General features: G+C 48.2%; 28 protein-coding genes. All 28 read left to right on the top strand.

Going from position 1 to position 13,320, the window contains the following annotated elements; translation table 11 throughout:
* Positions 1 to 127 (top strand): EF-Tu C-terminal domain-related protein (locus AC4IFB_RS16560; RefSeq protein ID WP_490776184.1); only part of this gene is annotated, 127 nt, incomplete at its 5' end.
* Positions 128 to 133: 6 nt separating this feature from the next.
* On the top strand, positions 134 to 445 hold the full coding sequence (gene rpsJ, locus AC4IFB_RS16565; RefSeq protein WP_069122444.1) for a 30S ribosomal protein S10: 312 nt from the start codon (positions 134 to 136) through the stop codon (positions 443 to 445).
* An 11-nt stretch (positions 446 to 456) separates the two neighbouring features.
* The gene (gene rplC / locus AC4IFB_RS16570; protein WP_490776137.1) at positions 457 to 1,107 is read left to right on the top strand and encodes a 50S ribosomal protein L3; all 651 of its coding nucleotides are present in this window, start codon (positions 457 to 459) and stop codon (positions 1,105 to 1,107) included.
* 5 nt (positions 1,108 to 1,112) lie between these two features.
* Positions 1,113 to 1,724, top strand: a complete 612-nt coding sequence (gene rplD, locus AC4IFB_RS16575; RefSeq protein WP_490776138.1) for a 50S ribosomal protein L4 — start codon at positions 1,113 to 1,115, stop codon at positions 1,722 to 1,724.
* A complete protein-coding gene (gene rplW, locus AC4IFB_RS16580) occupies positions 1,721 to 2,017 on the top strand; it encodes a 50S ribosomal protein L23 (RefSeq protein ID WP_490776139.1) in 297 nt (98 codons plus the stop codon). The genes rplD and rplW overlap by 4 nt, the downstream gene beginning before the upstream one ends.
* Before the next feature lie 23 nt (positions 2,018 to 2,040).
* Positions 2,041 to 2,868, top strand: a complete 828-nt coding sequence (gene rplB / locus AC4IFB_RS16585) for a 50S ribosomal protein L2 (RefSeq protein ID WP_490776140.1) — start codon at positions 2,041 to 2,043, stop codon at positions 2,866 to 2,868.
* Positions 2,869 to 2,887: 19 nt separating this feature from the next.
* On the top strand, positions 2,888 to 3,160 hold the full coding sequence (rpsS, locus tag AC4IFB_RS16590) for a 30S ribosomal protein S19 (RefSeq protein ID WP_490776141.1): 273 nt from the start codon (positions 2,888 to 2,890) through the stop codon (positions 3,158 to 3,160).
* A gap of 10 nt (positions 3,161 to 3,170) precedes the next feature.
* Positions 3,171 to 3,503, top strand: a complete 333-nt coding sequence (gene rplV, locus AC4IFB_RS16595; protein WP_490776185.1) for a 50S ribosomal protein L22 — start codon at positions 3,171 to 3,173, stop codon at positions 3,501 to 3,503.
* Positions 3,504 to 3,521: 18 nt separating this feature from the next.
* A complete protein-coding gene (rpsC, locus tag AC4IFB_RS16600) occupies positions 3,522 to 4,205 on the top strand; it encodes a 30S ribosomal protein S3 (RefSeq protein ID WP_490776142.1) in 684 nt (227 codons plus the stop codon).
* A gap of 3 nt (positions 4,206 to 4,208) precedes the next feature.
* Positions 4,209 to 4,622 (top strand): 50S ribosomal protein L16, encoded by a 414-nt coding sequence (rplP, locus tag AC4IFB_RS16605; protein ID WP_490776143.1) that lies wholly within the window; start codon positions 4,209 to 4,211, stop codon positions 4,620 to 4,622.
* Positions 4,622 to 4,822 carry a 50S ribosomal protein L29 gene (gene rpmC / locus AC4IFB_RS16610; protein WP_490776144.1) on the top strand — a complete coding sequence of 67 codons (201 nt, stop codon included), beginning with the start codon at positions 4,622 to 4,624 and terminating at the stop codon, positions 4,820 to 4,822. The genes rplP and rpmC overlap by 1 nt, the downstream gene beginning before the upstream one ends.
* The gene (rpsQ, locus tag AC4IFB_RS16615) at positions 4,819 to 5,079 is read left to right on the top strand and encodes a 30S ribosomal protein S17 (protein ID WP_490776145.1); all 261 of its coding nucleotides are present in this window, start codon (positions 4,819 to 4,821) and stop codon (positions 5,077 to 5,079) included. Before rpmC ends, rpsQ begins: the two co-directional genes overlap by 4 nt.
* 50 nt (positions 5,080 to 5,129) lie before the next feature.
* Entirely contained in the window at positions 5,130 to 5,498 is a 369-nt protein-coding gene (gene rplN / locus AC4IFB_RS16620) for a 50S ribosomal protein L14 (protein WP_490776146.1), read from the top strand.
* A 10-nt stretch (positions 5,499 to 5,508) separates the two neighbouring features.
* A complete protein-coding gene (gene rplX / locus AC4IFB_RS16625) occupies positions 5,509 to 5,829 on the top strand; it encodes a 50S ribosomal protein L24 (protein ID WP_490776147.1) in 321 nt (106 codons plus the stop codon).
* A 13-nt stretch (positions 5,830 to 5,842) separates the two neighbouring features.
* A complete protein-coding gene (rplE, locus tag AC4IFB_RS16630; RefSeq protein WP_490776148.1) occupies positions 5,843 to 6,382 on the top strand; it encodes a 50S ribosomal protein L5 in 540 nt (179 codons plus the stop codon).
* Between the two features lie 7 nt (positions 6,383 to 6,389).
* Positions 6,390 to 6,695, top strand: a complete 306-nt coding sequence (rpsN, locus tag AC4IFB_RS16635) for a 30S ribosomal protein S14 (protein ID WP_490776149.1) — start codon at positions 6,390 to 6,392, stop codon at positions 6,693 to 6,695.
* Positions 6,696 to 6,795: 100 nt separating this feature from the next.
* The gene (gene rpsH / locus AC4IFB_RS16640) at positions 6,796 to 7,191 is read left to right on the top strand and encodes a 30S ribosomal protein S8 (RefSeq protein ID WP_490776150.1); all 396 of its coding nucleotides are present in this window, start codon (positions 6,796 to 6,798) and stop codon (positions 7,189 to 7,191) included.
* Between the two features lie 11 nt (positions 7,192 to 7,202).
* Positions 7,203 to 7,736: a 50S ribosomal protein L6 gene (rplF, locus tag AC4IFB_RS16645; protein ID WP_490776151.1), complete on the top strand. Its 534-nt coding sequence runs from the start codon at positions 7,203 to 7,205 to the stop codon at positions 7,734 to 7,736.
* Positions 7,737 to 7,744: 8 nt separating this feature from the next.
* On the top strand, positions 7,745 to 8,104 hold the full coding sequence (gene rplR / locus AC4IFB_RS16650; RefSeq protein WP_490776152.1) for a 50S ribosomal protein L18: 360 nt from the start codon (positions 7,745 to 7,747) through the stop codon (positions 8,102 to 8,104).
* A 12-nt stretch (positions 8,105 to 8,116) separates the two neighbouring features.
* The gene (rpsE, locus tag AC4IFB_RS16655) at positions 8,117 to 8,623 is read left to right on the top strand and encodes a 30S ribosomal protein S5 (RefSeq protein ID WP_490776153.1); all 507 of its coding nucleotides are present in this window, start codon (positions 8,117 to 8,119) and stop codon (positions 8,621 to 8,623) included.
* Positions 8,624 to 8,626: 3 nt separating this feature from the next.
* Positions 8,627 to 8,815, top strand: a complete 189-nt coding sequence (gene rpmD / locus AC4IFB_RS16660) for a 50S ribosomal protein L30 (protein ID WP_490776154.1) — start codon at positions 8,627 to 8,629, stop codon at positions 8,813 to 8,815.
* Between the two features lies 1 nt (position 8,816).
* Positions 8,817 to 9,248: a 50S ribosomal protein L15 gene (rplO, locus tag AC4IFB_RS16665; RefSeq protein WP_490776155.1), complete on the top strand. Its 432-nt coding sequence runs from the start codon at positions 8,817 to 8,819 to the stop codon at positions 9,246 to 9,248.
* Positions 9,249 to 9,251: 3 nt separating this feature from the next.
* The gene (secY, locus tag AC4IFB_RS16670; RefSeq protein ID WP_490776156.1) at positions 9,252 to 10,604 is read left to right on the top strand and encodes a preprotein translocase subunit SecY; all 1,353 of its coding nucleotides are present in this window, start codon (positions 9,252 to 9,254) and stop codon (positions 10,602 to 10,604) included.
* Positions 10,605 to 10,634: 30 nt separating this feature from the next.
* On the top strand, positions 10,635 to 10,748 hold the full coding sequence (rpmJ, locus tag AC4IFB_RS16675; protein WP_071891793.1) for a 50S ribosomal protein L36: 114 nt from the start codon (positions 10,635 to 10,637) through the stop codon (positions 10,746 to 10,748).
* Between the two features lie 109 nt (positions 10,749 to 10,857).
* Complete coding sequence (gene rpsM / locus AC4IFB_RS16680) at positions 10,858 to 11,214, top strand: 30S ribosomal protein S13 (RefSeq protein ID WP_490776157.1); 357 nt, start codon at positions 10,858 to 10,860, stop codon at positions 11,212 to 11,214.
* Between the two features lie 32 nt (positions 11,215 to 11,246).
* Positions 11,247 to 11,636 carry a 30S ribosomal protein S11 gene (gene rpsK, locus AC4IFB_RS16685; RefSeq protein WP_490776158.1) on the top strand — a complete coding sequence of 130 codons (390 nt, stop codon included), beginning with the start codon at positions 11,247 to 11,249 and terminating at the stop codon, positions 11,634 to 11,636.
* A gap of 19 nt (positions 11,637 to 11,655) precedes the next feature.
* The gene (gene rpsD / locus AC4IFB_RS16690; protein WP_490776159.1) at positions 11,656 to 12,276 is read left to right on the top strand and encodes a 30S ribosomal protein S4; all 621 of its coding nucleotides are present in this window, start codon (positions 11,656 to 11,658) and stop codon (positions 12,274 to 12,276) included.
* A gap of 20 nt (positions 12,277 to 12,296) precedes the next feature.
* Complete coding sequence (locus tag AC4IFB_RS16695; protein ID WP_490776160.1) at positions 12,297 to 13,295, top strand: DNA-directed RNA polymerase subunit alpha; 999 nt, start codon at positions 12,297 to 12,299, stop codon at positions 13,293 to 13,295.
* The last annotated feature ends 25 nt before the right edge of the window (positions 13,296 to 13,320 follow it).

Below are 13,320 nucleotides of genomic sequence, written 5' to 3' on the forward strand. Positions count from 1 at the left end.
CGGAGATAATGTGAAGATGGTTGTAAAACTGATAGCACCGATCGCGATGGAAGAGGGTCTGCGTTTTGCGATCCGCGAAGGTGGTCGGACAGTGGGTGCCGGTGTGGTATCCAAGATTATCGAGTAATAGATAATGGCTAACCAGAGAATACGAATTCGTCTCAAAGCATTTGATCATCGTCTGATTGATCAATCTGCACGCGAGATTGTGGAGACCGCTAAGCGGACAGGCGCGCACGTGCGTGGCCCGATTCCACTGCCGACTAAGAATGAGCGATATACCATTCTGATTTCACCGCATGTCAATAAAGATGCGCGAGATCAGTATGAGATACGCACCCATAAGCGTCTACTCGATATTGTCGAGCCGACTGATAAGACTGTGGATGCGTTAATGAAGCTCGATTTGGCTGCCGGCGTCGACGTGCAGATCAAACTGAACTGAGGTTAAGAACGATGGCGATTGGAGTAGTCGGCCGGAAGGCAGGAATGACCCGAGTATTTACCGAACAAGGTGATTCCGTGCCTGTTACGGTTATAGAGGTTGAACCCAACCGTGTTACACAGCTGAAGTCTGAAGATGCCGATGGGTATCTTGCTATTCAGATTACTACCGGTGCGCGTAAAGCGTCACGGGTAAGTAAGCCAGCTGCCGGACACTACGCGAAAGCAGGTGTCGAGGCTGGACGTAACATGTGGGAGTTTCGCGCTCAATCATCTGATGTAGAAGGCATCGAAGTAGGTAGCGAGATTAAAGCTGACCTTTTTGAAGCTGGCCAGATCGTTGATGTTCGCGGTAAGACTCAGGGTAAAGGTTTTCAGGGTGGTGTGAAACGTCACAACTTCCATATGCAGGATGCGACCCATGGTAACTCACTGTCTCATCGTGCTCCTGGTTCGATTGGACAATGTCAAACCCCTGGTCGTGTCTTCAAAGGCAAGAAGATGGCAGGTCACATGGGTGCGGCACAGCGCTGCCAGCAGAACCTTGAAATTGTTCGTGTTGACGCAGAGCGTAATCTGCTCTTGGTTAAAGGTTCAGTACCGGGCTCCAGAGGGGGTGACGTAATCGTTACGCCTGCTGTGAAGATGAAGAATAAAGGGTGACAGTAATGGATCTCAACGTAAAGACAGCCGCTGGATCTCAGACAATGCAGGTATCTGATGATGTCTTCGGCGCAGAATTCAAGCAGACGCTGATACATCAAGTAGTTACTGCTTATATGTCTGCAGCGCGTGCTGGAACTAAAGCACAAAAGAATCGTGCTGCAGTGAGAGGTGGTGGTGCCAAGCCATTTCGTCAGAAAGGTACTGGCCGTGCCCGTGCAGGTACTAGCCGTAGCCCGATTTGGCGCAGTGGTGGTGTCAACTTTGCTGCCGCCCCTCGCAGTTATGCACAGAAGGTTAATCGTAAGATGTACCGTGGTGCAATTCGATCAATATTGTCGGAGCTCAATCGCCAGGAGAGACTGGTGGTGGTCGATGAGATCAGCATCTCTCAACCAAAGACTAAAGAGTTGGTTGGCAAATTGAAGGGACTGGATATTAACGATGTCCTCGTGGTATCTGAAAGCCCGGATGAAAATCTCTATCTGGCGTCACGAAACCTATATGGTGTCGATGTGCGCGATGTAGAAGAGATCGATCCAGTAAGTCTGGTCGCCTATGAGCATATCTTGGTTACCGAGAACGCGGTTAAAAAACTTGAGGAGCGTCTGGCATGAATAACGAACGTCTCATGAAGGTTCTTTTGAGTCCGCTGGTTTCGGAAAAAAGCAGCATTATTGCAGACCAAAACGCTCAATATACCTTTCGCGTAACAACTGACGCTACCAAGCGTGAGATTGCGAAAGCGGTTGAAAAGCTGTTTGAGGTTGAGGTCGAGCGTGTTCAAGTGGTGAATGTCAAAGGTAAGCAAAAACGCTTTGGCGCCATCAATGGCAAACGTTCCGACTGGAAAAAAGCATATGTACGTCTCAAGGCTGGCAGCGAAATCGATTTCGCAGCTGGTGCATGAGCAAGTAATACAGGATTGGGATAATGGCAGTCGTTAAATCAAAACCGACCTCTGCAGGCCGCAGGTTTGTGGTCAAGGTTGTCGATGCAGAGCTCCATAAGGGTGCGCCCTATGGTCCACTGCTGGCAAAAAAGAGCAAGAGCGGTGGTCGTAACAACAACGGTCGTATAACTACCCGTCATCGTGGTGGTGGTCATAAACAGCGCTATCGTATTATCGATTTCAAGCGAAACAAGGAAGCTATTCCAGCTGTCGTTGAAAGACTTGAATACGATCCTAATCGAACCGCACGAATCGCTCTGATTCGCTATGCAGATGGAGAACGCAATTACATTATTGCGCCTAACAATCTGCATGTTGGAGATAGCGTAGAGTCAGGTTCAGCCGCACCAATCAAGACCGGTAACTGTCTCCCACTGCGAAACATGCCACTTGGTTCAGTTGTTCATTGTATTGAAATGAAACCTGGCAAAGGTGCGCAAATTGCCCGATCTGCAGGTTCAGCTGTTCAGTTGGTAGCTCGCGAGGGTGAGTACGCTACACTGCGCTTGCGTTCTGGTGAAATGAGAAAGGTACCCGCCGACTGCAGAGCAGTTATTGGTGAGGTGTCAAACTCTGAGCATAACCTACGCTCACTGGGTAAAGCCGGTGCGACGCGCTGGAAAGGTATTCGTCCAACCGTACGTGGTGTTGCCATGAACCCGGTTGATCATCCACATGGTGGTGGTGAAGGCCGTACTTCTGGCGGACGACATCCAGTGTCTCCTTGGGGTACGCCAACCAAGGGATATAAGACCCGCACCAACAAGCGCACGAACAAGATGATTGTTCGTGGTAGAAACCGTAAATAGATAATTAGGGGTTAGAGTCGTGCCACGTTCAGTCAGAAAAGGCCCATTCATTGACCACCATCTGGTAAAGAAGGTGGACGAAGCGGTAGCCCAGAACAACAAGCGTCCTATCAAAACCTGGTCACGCAGATCTGTCGTGTTTCCTGAGATGGTAGGATTGACCGTCGCTATATATAACGGCAAACAGCATGTACCTGTACTGGTGTCCGAAAATATGGTCGGACATAAACTGGGTGAGTTTGCTCTGACCCGCACTTATCGTGGTCATGCCGCAGATAAGAAGTCGAAGTAAGGGGGATATGATGCAAACAACAGCAAAGTTACGTCATGCCCGTCTTGCGGCTCAAAAAGGTAGATTGGTTGCTGACCAAATTCGTGGGCTGCCAGTAGAGCAGGCGCTTAATATTCTGTCGTTCAGCAAGAAAAAGGGCGCAGTATTGGTAAAGAAGGTTCTCGAATCCGCTATCGCCAATGCTGAGCACAATGATGGTGCTGATATCGATGAACTGAAGGTTGCGGCCGTGAGTGTTGACGAAGGTCCCACCATGAAGCGTATTCGTGCTCGGGCTAAAGGCCGCGCATCCAGAATTCTCAAGCGAACCAGTCACATTAATGTGACGGTTGCAGAAAAGTAAAAGGCAAGAGAGGCCGAAATGGGTCAGAAAGTACATCCAACCGGGATACGTCTTGGCATTGTTAAAGACTGGACGTCCAAGTGGTATGCAGATTCTAAGCAGTATGCCACGCTTTTAAACAAAGATCTTGAAGTGCGTGAGTATCTGAAAAAGAGGTTGTCTCAAGCCTCAGTCAGCCGTATTCAGATCGATCGGCCAGCCAACAATGCACATATTACTGTTCACACAGCCCGTCCAGGACTGGTGATTGGTAAGAAAGGTGAAGATATCGATGCATTGCGTTCCGATATCTCTGCAATGATGGGCATACCGGTACATATGAGTATCGAAGAGATTCGTAAGCCTGAACTGGATGCCCAGTTGGTTGCGGAGAGTATTGCACAGCAGCTAGAGCGTCGCGTTATGTTCCGTCGAGCCATGAAGCGCTCTGTACAGAACGCCATGCGCTTGGGTGCTGAGGGTATAAAAGTCAATATTGGCGGTAGATTGAACGGCGCTGAAATTGCACGCTCTGAGTGGTATCGCGAAGGTCGCGTTCCTTTGCACACCCTGCGTGCAGATATTGATTATGGGTTTGCTGAAGCCAATACCACCTATGGCATCATCGGTGTCAAGGTATGGGTCTTCAAAGGTGAAGTATTCGGTGATCGCGAGGAAGTTGAAGTTGAGACCAAACCCGCTGCATCGAGCAAGAGGTCTTAAGTCATGCTACAGCCAAAACGGACAAAATTTCGCAAACAGCACAAAGGTCGCAATCGTGGGCTGGCGTTTGCCGGCAGCTCGGTCTCCTTTGGTGAATATGGTCTAAAGTCGACTGGCAGAGGACGTATTACCGCGCGTCAAATCGAATCAGCACGTCGTGCGATCACCCGTCACGTAAAACGTGGTGGCAAGATCTGGATTCGGGTCTTTCCTGACAAGCCGATTACCAAGAAGCCTCTTGAAGTACGTCAAGGTAAAGGTAAGGGTAATGTGGAGTACTGGGTTGCGCAGATCCAACCTGGTCGCATGCTTTATGAAATTGAAGGCATTTCCGAAGAAATCGCACGCGAAGCGTTCGCGCTAGCATCTGCGAAGCTGCCTGTAGCGACCTCTTTCGTGAAAAGGACGGTAATGTAATGAAAGCATCTGAAATTAGAGCGAAGTCGCAACAAGAGTTGACCAGCACACTGGATGAGCTCTTGAAAGAACAGTTCAACCTGCGCATGCAACAGGGTACCGGACAGCTTGCTCGTCCATCCCGCATGAATGAAGTTCGTAAAGATATTGCGCGGATCAAGACTGTGATGAATGAACAGAAGTCGGGTGACGCATCATGAGTGAGCAACAGGCAACTAACCGTACACTGATTGGCCAGGTGGTCAGTGATGCGATGGATAAATCAATCACAGTAACCGTTGAACGGAGAGTGAAGCATCCTGTTTACGGGAAGTTCATGAGACGTTCAACCAAAGTTCACGCTCATGATGAAGCAAATGAGTGTCACTCCGGTGATACCGTGATGGTAGAACAGTGCCGTCCACTGTCGAAGACCAAGACCTGGCGTCTGGTGAAGGTACTGGAGCGTGCGAGCTGACTTTTAAGCAGTTTGTGCCAATCGTAACTATTTGGAATTAGGGCAATACCATGATTCAGATGCAGTCTAACCTCAACGTTGCTGACAACAGCGGTGCGAAGCGGGTTCAGTGCATAAAGGTGCTAGGCGGTTCTCACCGTCGTTATGCCGGCGTTGGCGACATTGTTAAAGTCAGTGTCAAAGATGCAATCCCTCGAGGCAAAGTTAAGAAAGGTGACGTCTACAATGCGGTTGTCGTACGCACCAGAAAAGGTGTTCGTCGACCTGATGGATCGGTGATTCGTTTCGATTCCAATGCTGCCGTACTGCTCAACAGTTCGTTACAGCCCATTGGTACACGTATCTTTGGTCCCGTTACCCGTGAATTAAGGGGTGAGCGATTTATGAAAATAATTTCGCTTGCACCTGAAGTTTTGTGAGGCAGCACTAATGGCAAGCAAGATTAAAAAAGGTGACGAAGTTATCGTCATTACCGGAAAGGATAAGGGCAAGCGCGGTACAGTAGTCAAGACGCTTGCAGATGACCGTTTGGTCGTCGAAAACGTCAATATGGCAAAAAAGCATACCAAGCCAAACCCTAATAAGGGTGAACCTGGAGGTATCCTGGACAAGGAGATGCCGTTACACATCTCCAATGTCGCTTTATATAACCCGGCAACTGATAAGGGTGATCGGGTAGGTTTCAAAATTCTCGAAGATGGCAAAAAGGTTCGGATTTTTAAATCCAACCAAGAAGTCGTCGACATTTGAGGCACGATGAGAGATGGCTAGGTTACAGCAATATTATAGTGAGACTGTTGTCAAGAATCTGATGGATAAGTTTCAGTTCAACAGCATCATGGAAGTGCCGAAAATCACTAAGATTACCCTGAATATGGGTGTCGGTGAGGCAATCGGTGATAAAAAGGTACTTGAGCACGCAGTAGGTGACATGGAGAAGATTGCCGGTCAAAAGGCTATCATTACCTATGCCAGAAAATCTATCGCTGGTTTCAAGGTTCGTGAAGGGTGGCCAATTGGTTGCAAGGTGACACTGCGCAGAGAGCGTATGTATGAATTCCTTGATCGACTGATTAACATCTCGATACCCCGTATCCGTGACTTTCGTGGCTTGAGTAACAAGTCATTTGATGGTCGAGGAAACTACTCAATGGGTGTCAAAGAACAGATTATGTTTCCTGAGATCGATTACGACAAAATCGACGCGCTTCGTGGTTTGGATATTACCATCACCACAACAGCGCGTACTGATGAGGAAGGTCGTGCGCTCTTGGAAGCCTTTAAGTTTCCATTTAAGAACTGAGTTTAATATGGCAAAGAAAAGCATGATCGCACGTGAAACCAGACGTGCACGTACAGTTTCCCGGTTTGCCGCGAAACGTGATGCTCTCAAAGCTGTGATCAAGAATCCAAACAGCAGTTTTGAAGAAGTTGAAGTGGCTGTAAATAAATTACAGAAATTACCAAGGGATGCTAGTCCATCACGCAAGCGGAATCGCTGCCAGGTGACCGGTCGTCCTCACGGTGTTTACCGTAAATTCGGCTTGTGCAGAAATAAACTGCGCGAAGCGGCAATGAGAGGTGATGTTCCAGGGCTTGTTAAAGCTAGCTGGTAACAGTATAATCCTGCGCCCTTACCCCGAGTGCCCTGAGCACTTGGTTGTTTAATCGTTAGGTATCGCGCCATAAAGGCGGACTGACCTTAGGAGCTAAAATATGAGTATGTCAGATCCCATAGCGGATATGCTCACACGTATACGAAATGGCCAGGCAGCAAAAAAATCGTCTGTCGAGTTGCCCTCTTCCAAGCAAAAGGTAGCAATTGCAAACCTTTTGAAAAGCGAAGGCTATATCCAAGAAGTCTCAGTTAAAGAAGATAGCCCTAAACCAACACTGGTTTTGGAGTTGCGCTATTTTCAGGGTCGTCCCGTAATTGAGCTTATCAAACGGGTCAGCCGTCCTGGACTGCGTGTTTATAAAGGTAGAGATGATCTGCCAAAGGTACGCGCCGGACTCGGGGTTGCGATTATCTCCACATCTAAAGGTGTGATGACAGATCGAGCCGCACGTGAACTCGGCCAGGGCGGTGAAGTTATCGCCTTTGTTGCATAGGAGGTCGAATCATGTCACGTGTAGCAAAAAGTCCTATCGCATTACCCTCCGGTATTACCGTGAAAATGGGTGATCAATCGATTTCTGTCAAAGGGCCTAAAGGTGAAATGGCTCTGAATCTTCATCCTGATATTGCAATCAAAGAAGAAGACAATAATCTCAATGTAGCACCTAAATCTGAAGCCAAATCAGCTTGGGCCATGGCAGGAACCTTCCGTGCATTGGTCAATAATATGGTTACTGGCGTTAGCCAGGGATTTGAAAAGAAGTTGCAGCTTGTCGGTGTTGGCTACAGAGCACAAGCCGGTGGTAAAAGCCTCAATTTAAATCTTGGTTTTTCACATCCAATCGATTATCCAGTTCCGGAGGGTATCAGTATTGCAACGCCTTCAGCCACTGAAATCGTAGTAAGTGGTAGTGACAAACAGCGTGTTGGCCAAGTTGCTGCAGAGATTCGCGCATACCGCCCACCTGAGCCTTACAAGGGTAAGGGTGTCAGATATGCTGACGAACATGTGGTTCGTAAAGAAGCCAAGAAGAAATAGGTAGAACGATGGACAAGAAACAATCACGTATACGCCGCGGGCGTCGTACCAGAGCAAAGATCAGAGAGCTTGGTGTTCATCGTCTCTCGATTCATCGTACACCACGCCACATTTATGCTCAGGTAATAAGTCCTGATGGTGAGAGTGTATTAGCCAGTGCCTCAACTCTGGACAAGGCTGTACTGGGCGAGATCGACGGTAAAGCCAGCGGCAATATCAAAGCAGCCTCAGTAGTAGGAAAGTTTGTGGCAGAGCGGGCAAAGAGTGCCGGCGTTGAAAGTGTGGCTTTTGATCGTTCGGGTTTTCGTTACCACGGTCGCGTTAAGGCCCTCGCTGAAGCGGCTCGTGAAGCCGGTCTTCAATTTTAAAGGTTTAGGATTATGGCAAATTTTAATGCAAAGCCTGAGGGTGACGAGTTACTAGAAAAGCTCGTCAATGTTAACCGGGTTGCGAAAGTGGTCAAAGGTGGTCGTCAATTCGGCTTCTCTGCACTGACAGTAGTTGGTGATGGAAAAGGTAGAGTTGGTTTTGGGACTGGTAAGGCTAGAGAGGTACCAGTTGCTATCCAGAAAGCTATGGAGACTGCGCGCAAAAACATGGTTAGCGTAAAACTCAATGGCTCTACACTACAGTATCCTCTGGTTGGTCGACATGGTGCAGCAAAGGTATTCATGCAGCCAGCCTCAGACGGTACCGGCATTATCGCAGGTGGCGCGATGCGCGCTGTCTTTGAAGTGCTGGGTGTACAGAACGTCTTGGCAAAGTGTATCGGCACAAACAATCCAATGAATGTTGTGCGAGCTACCATTAACGGCCTTAACGAAATGGCTGACGCTGAATCAGTTGCCCTTAAACGGGGTAAAAGCGTCGAAGATATCCTGGGGTAAGACATGGCTGATAAGAAGATGATGCGGGTAAAACTGGTGCGTAGCACAAGTGGTCGCCTTGCGAGTCATAAAGCATGTGTGAAAGGACTGGGTCTGCGTCGTATACATCACGAAGTTGATGTTGAAGATACCCCTTGCACTCGCGGCATGGTTAACAAGGTCAGTTACATGGTTAAGGTAGTGGAGTCTTAAGATGAAATTGAATACTCTTCAGCCAGCACCGGGAAGCAAGACTACACGCAAACGCGTTGGTCGCGGCATCGGTAGTGGACTCGGAAAAACCTGCGGACGTGGTCATAAGGGTCAAAAGTCTCGTTCAGGTGGTTTCCATAAAGTCGGATTTGAAGGCGGTCAAATGCCTTTGCAACGCCGTCTTCCAAAGATCGGTTTTACCTCTCGAGTTTCCATAGTTTCTGCTCAGGTACGTCTGGGTGAGTTAGCTAAAATCGAAGGTGATGTCATAGATCTTGAAGCTCTAAAGAAAGCGAATCTGATCCGCCGCTCAATGAAGCGTGCAAAGATCTTCGCCTCTGGAAGCATTGATCGCGCTGTTACAGTAAAAGGTATCAGCCTGACTAAGGGTGCAAAGGCTGCTATTGAAGCCGCCGGTGGTAAGGTCGAATAGATCATGGCCAACCAAGGTTCAATGATGGGAGCGCTCGGTGGCATGGGGCAGTTGACTGAGTTACGTCAACGTCTACTGTTTGTTGCTGGCGCGCTTTTGGTTTTTCGCATTGGTACGTTCATACCTGTACCTGGCGTAAACCCTGTGGCACTTGCTGCTCTGTTTGAGCAGGCTCAAGGATCCATTCTGGACATGTTTAACATGTTTTCGGGTGGTGCTCTTGAACGTGCCAGTCTCTTTGCTCTTGGTATCATGCCCTATATCTCAGCCTCTATTATCATGCAGTTGATGTCTGCTGTTATCCCTAGCTTGGAGCAGTTGAAGAAAGAGGGTGAGTCTGGTCGAAGAAAGATCACGCAATACACTCGCTATGGCACTGTTGTACTAGCTACATTTCAGGCTGTTGGCATCTCGATTGCGCTACAGAGTCAGACCGTTGGTGGTGAGACTATCGTAGTACACCAGGGTGTAGGTTTTGTGGTTACTGCAGCCGTCTCTCTCGTAACTGGCACTATGTTTTTGATGTGGCTTGGCGAGCAGATTACTGAGCGCGGTATCGGCAATGGTATTTCGATGATCATATTTGCAGGTATTGTTGCTGGATTGCCTGCTGCAATCGGCGGGACTCTTGAACTGGCTCGCACCGGTGAACTTAATGCGATAACAATTCTCTTTCTGTTTGTTCTTGCTATTGCAGTTACCGCTTTTGTTGTCTTTGTTGAACGTGGTCAACGACGTATCACAATTAACTATGCAAAGCGCCAGCAAGGTCGAAGGATGCTTGCGGCACAGAGTACCCATTTGCCTTTAAAGCTTAATATGGCTGGCGTAATACCACCAATTTTTGCCTCCAGTATTATTCTTTTCCCAGCAACACTAGGGCAGTGGTTTGGAAATACTGAGGGAACGCGCTGGATTCAAGACATATTCGCAAAGCTCTCACCAGGAGAGCCTGTTTATGTCATGGCTTATGCAGCAGCGATCATATTTTTCTGCTTTTTTTATACGGCGTTAGTTTTTAACTCGCGTGATACCGCTGATAACCTAAAGCGTTCAGGTGCTTTTATACCGGGTATAAGACCTGGCGAGCAGACTGCAAAGTATATAGATGGGGTTATGTCCAGGTTAACAATGGCTGGTGCTATTTATATAACCCTGGTCTGCCTGCTGCCAGAGTTTCTCATCGTCGGTTGGAATGTACCTTTCTACTTCGGTGGTACATCGCTACTGATTATAGTGGTGGTGGTGATGGATTTTATGGCGCAGGTTCAAGCGCACTTGATGTCACACCAGTATGAGGGCTTGATGAAAAAGGCCAATTTAAAAGGTGGTGGCAGCGGTGGTCTGCTGCGCTGATTTGACCGAATCTAATTTGGAGTCTGTAACATGAAAGTGCGTGCATCAGTTAAAAAAATCTGCCGCAATTGTAAGATTGTTCGCCGTAATGGCGTAGTGCGTGTCATCTGTAAAGAAGGCCGCCACAAGCAGCGTCAGGGATAACCTGATTAAAAAATGACGCGGTAACGACTTGATAGAGTCTGTTGCCTGAGGTATTATTGTGCGTTTCCCTTCGGAATAATTTCGGGGGGTACATTAGGAGATTAGAAAGATGGCTCGAATTGCTGGAGTCAACATTCCGGATCGAAAGCATGCAGTTATTGCATTGACCTCTATCTATGGTATCGGACGCTCACGTGCGGGTGATATCTGTGAAGAGGCTGGTATTAAACCAAGTACCAAAATCCAGGAATTGAGTGAAGACCAAATTGAGTCCATTCGTGGCATCGTATCCCGTTTTACGGTTGAAGGCGATCTGCGACGTGAGATCTCCATGAATATAAAACGCTTGATGGATCTCGGTTGTAACCGTGGTATACGTCACCGTCGCGGTCTTCCGTTACGTGGACAGCGTACACGCACCAACGCACGCACCCGTAAAGGGCCGCGTCGTCCGATCAAACGTTAATTAATTTTAATTCGAATCTGTAGGTACAGAAGATGGCAAAACCCAGTAGCCGTACCAAAAAGAAGGTAAGAAAGAGCGTCACCGACGGTGTTGCTCATATTCACGCTTCTTTCAATAATACCATCATTACCATAAGCGACCGTCAGGGTAATGCCCTAGCGTGGGCTACAGCCGGCGGCTCCGGTTTTCGTGGTTCCAGAAAAAGTACGCCGTTTGCAGCACAGGTTGCTGCAGATCGTGTAGGTCAGATGGTTAAGGAGTACGGCGTCAAGAATCTCGATGTCAATGTTAAAGGTCCGGGGCCTGGACGTGAGTCTGCCGTTAGATCTCTTAATAATGCTGGTTTCAAAATCACCAGTATTTCCGACGTGACACCGATACCTCATAACGGTTGCCGTCCTCCTAAAAAGCGCCGCGTATAATCACTGGAGTTATTGAATCATGGCAAGGTACATCGGACCTAAGTGTAAGCTGAGCCGTCGAGAAGGCACAGACCTTTTCCTCAAGAGTCGTGTGCGCTCGGTTGACTCCAAGTGCAACATGGAAAAAGTACCAGGACAGGCGGGTGACCGTCGTCGCCGGGTTTCTGACTATGGTTTGCAGTTACGTGAGAAGCAGAAAGTACGTCGTATCTACGGTGTAATGGAAAAGCAGTTCCGTAACTACTATAAGGCTGCTGCACAGAACAAGGGCGCAACAGGTGAAAATCTGCTGCAGCTCCTTGAGACACGACTGGACAATATTGTCTACCGTATGGGATTCGGCGCCACACGTGCTGAAGCCCGCCAACTCGTCAGCCATAAAGCGATCGAGGTCAACGGTAAAATTGTTAATGTGCCTTCCTTTAAAGTTAACGCGGAAGACGAAGTTACAATCCGTGAGAAGGCTAAAAAGCAGGTCAGAATTCAGGGGGCCCTGGAGTTGCAGGGACAATATGGATTCGTTGACTGGGTGGAAGTGGATCCTAAAGCAATGAAGGGTAAGCTAAAGCGCATTCCGGACCGTTCTGATCTATCTGCTGAAATTAACGAACAACTGGTCGTTGAGCTCTACTCCAAGTAAGCCTTGACGAGGGAAAATATATGACCGAAAGCGTTACGGAATTTCTAAAGCCTCGCATCGTCAATGTACAGCCGATAACAGCAACACGAGCCAAGGTAACTCTTGAGCCTCTCGAAAGAGGTTTTGGACACACTCTGGGCAATGCACTTCGGCGCATCCTTCTTTCGTCAATGCCTGGTAGTGCGATAACTGAAGTTGAGATCGCAGAGGTATTACATGAGTACACCACGATTGAAGGTGTGCAAGAAGATGTACTGGATATTTTGCTTAATCTAAAGCAGGTTGCTTTGGTTATGCACACCCGTGATGAAGCGACTTTGAAGTTGCAGAAAAAGGGTCCAGGACAGGTCTTTGCAAGTGATATCGCTGTAGATCATGATGTGGAAGTTGCTAATCCTGATCATGTTATTGCGACTCTGACTAAGTCAGGCGAAATAAACATGACTCTGAATGTACACCGTGGGCGGGGTTATCACCCTGCAGCAGCCCGTCAGGGTTCCGCCGGCGACGAACGTCCAATCGGTATGTTGCAGGTTGATGCATCGTTTAGTCCCATCCGCGAAGTAGCCTATAGCGTTGAGGCTGCTCGTGTAGAGCAGAACACAGGTTTAGATCGTCTGGTCATCGAATTGGAAACCAATGGAACCATTGATCCAGAAGAGGCAATCAGACGTTCAGCCAGTATTTTACGTGACCAGCTCTCTGTATTTGTCGACCTGGAAGCTGAGGCTGCTGAGTCGGTTGCAGAACCAGAAGAGCCAGCAATCGATCCAATACTGTTGCGTCCGGTTGATGATCTTGAGTTGACTGTTCGTTCAGCCAACTGCTTAAAGGCTGAAAACATTTTCCTTATCGGTGATTTGATTCAAAGAACCGAGGTGGAACTGCTTAAAACGCCAAATCTGGGTAAGAAATCACTTACTGAGATTAAAGACGTGCTTGCACGTCGTGGTTTGTCACTGGGCATGCGCCTGGAACATTGGCCACCAGAAAATATCGAAGAGCAACTGGCTCATTAAGCCCGTTTCTTTCACCTTTTAAACT

The sequence above is a fragment of the Candidatus Thiodiazotropha sp. AKIB8 genome, assembly GCF_058244675.1.

Coding starts and splice junctions, on each gene's coding strand:
- rplV (WP_490776185.1), top strand. CDS start 3,171: ATGCAAACAACAGCAAAGTTACGTCATGCCCGTCTTGCGGCTCAAAAA.
- rplD (WP_490776138.1), top strand. CDS start 1,113: ATGGATCTCAACGTAAAGACAGCCGCTGGATCTCAGACAATGCAGGTA.
- rpsE (WP_490776153.1), top strand. CDS start 8,117: ATGGCAAATTTTAATGCAAAGCCTGAGGGTGACGAGTTACTAGAAAAG.
- rplX (WP_490776147.1), top strand. CDS start 5,509: ATGGCAAGCAAGATTAAAAAAGGTGACGAAGTTATCGTCATTACCGGA.
- rpsH (WP_490776150.1), top strand. CDS start 6,796: ATGAGTATGTCAGATCCCATAGCGGATATGCTCACACGTATACGAAAT.
- rplE (WP_490776148.1), top strand. CDS start 5,843: ATGGCTAGGTTACAGCAATATTATAGTGAGACTGTTGTCAAGAATCTG.
- rpsM (WP_490776157.1), top strand. CDS start 10,858: ATGGCTCGAATTGCTGGAGTCAACATTCCGGATCGAAAGCATGCAGTT.
- rpmJ (WP_071891793.1), top strand. CDS start 10,635: ATGAAAGTGCGTGCATCAGTTAAAAAAATCTGCCGCAATTGTAAGATT.
- rpsK (WP_490776158.1), top strand. CDS start 11,247: ATGGCAAAACCCAGTAGCCGTACCAAAAAGAAGGTAAGAAAGAGCGTC.
- secY (WP_490776156.1), top strand. CDS start 9,252: ATGGCCAACCAAGGTTCAATGATGGGAGCGCTCGGTGGCATGGGGCAG.
- rplB (WP_490776140.1), top strand. CDS start 2,041: ATGGCAGTCGTTAAATCAAAACCGACCTCTGCAGGCCGCAGGTTTGTG.
- rpsC (WP_490776142.1), top strand. CDS start 3,522: ATGGGTCAGAAAGTACATCCAACCGGGATACGTCTTGGCATTGTTAAA.
- rpmC (WP_490776144.1), top strand. CDS start 4,622: ATGAAAGCATCTGAAATTAGAGCGAAGTCGCAACAAGAGTTGACCAGC.
- rpsJ (WP_069122444.1), top strand. CDS start 134: ATGGCTAACCAGAGAATACGAATTCGTCTCAAAGCATTTGATCATCGT.
- rplN (WP_490776146.1), top strand. CDS start 5,130: ATGATTCAGATGCAGTCTAACCTCAACGTTGCTGACAACAGCGGTGCG.
- rplO (WP_490776155.1), top strand. CDS start 8,817: ATGAAATTGAATACTCTTCAGCCAGCACCGGGAAGCAAGACTACACGC.
- rplC (WP_490776137.1), top strand. CDS start 457: ATGGCGATTGGAGTAGTCGGCCGGAAGGCAGGAATGACCCGAGTATTT.
- rplP (WP_490776143.1), top strand. CDS start 4,209: ATGCTACAGCCAAAACGGACAAAATTTCGCAAACAGCACAAAGGTCGC.
- rpsQ (WP_490776145.1), top strand. CDS start 4,819: ATGAGTGAGCAACAGGCAACTAACCGTACACTGATTGGCCAGGTGGTC.
- rpsD (WP_490776159.1), top strand. CDS start 11,656: ATGGCAAGGTACATCGGACCTAAGTGTAAGCTGAGCCGTCGAGAAGGC.
- AC4IFB_RS16695 (WP_490776160.1), top strand. CDS start 12,297: ATGACCGAAAGCGTTACGGAATTTCTAAAGCCTCGCATCGTCAATGTA.
- rpsN (WP_490776149.1), top strand. CDS start 6,390: ATGGCAAAGAAAAGCATGATCGCACGTGAAACCAGACGTGCACGTACA.
- rplF (WP_490776151.1), top strand. CDS start 7,203: ATGTCACGTGTAGCAAAAAGTCCTATCGCATTACCCTCCGGTATTACC.
- rplW (WP_490776139.1), top strand. CDS start 1,721: ATGAATAACGAACGTCTCATGAAGGTTCTTTTGAGTCCGCTGGTTTCG.
- rplR (WP_490776152.1), top strand. CDS start 7,745: ATGGACAAGAAACAATCACGTATACGCCGCGGGCGTCGTACCAGAGCA.
- rpmD (WP_490776154.1), top strand. CDS start 8,627: ATGGCTGATAAGAAGATGATGCGGGTAAAACTGGTGCGTAGCACAAGT.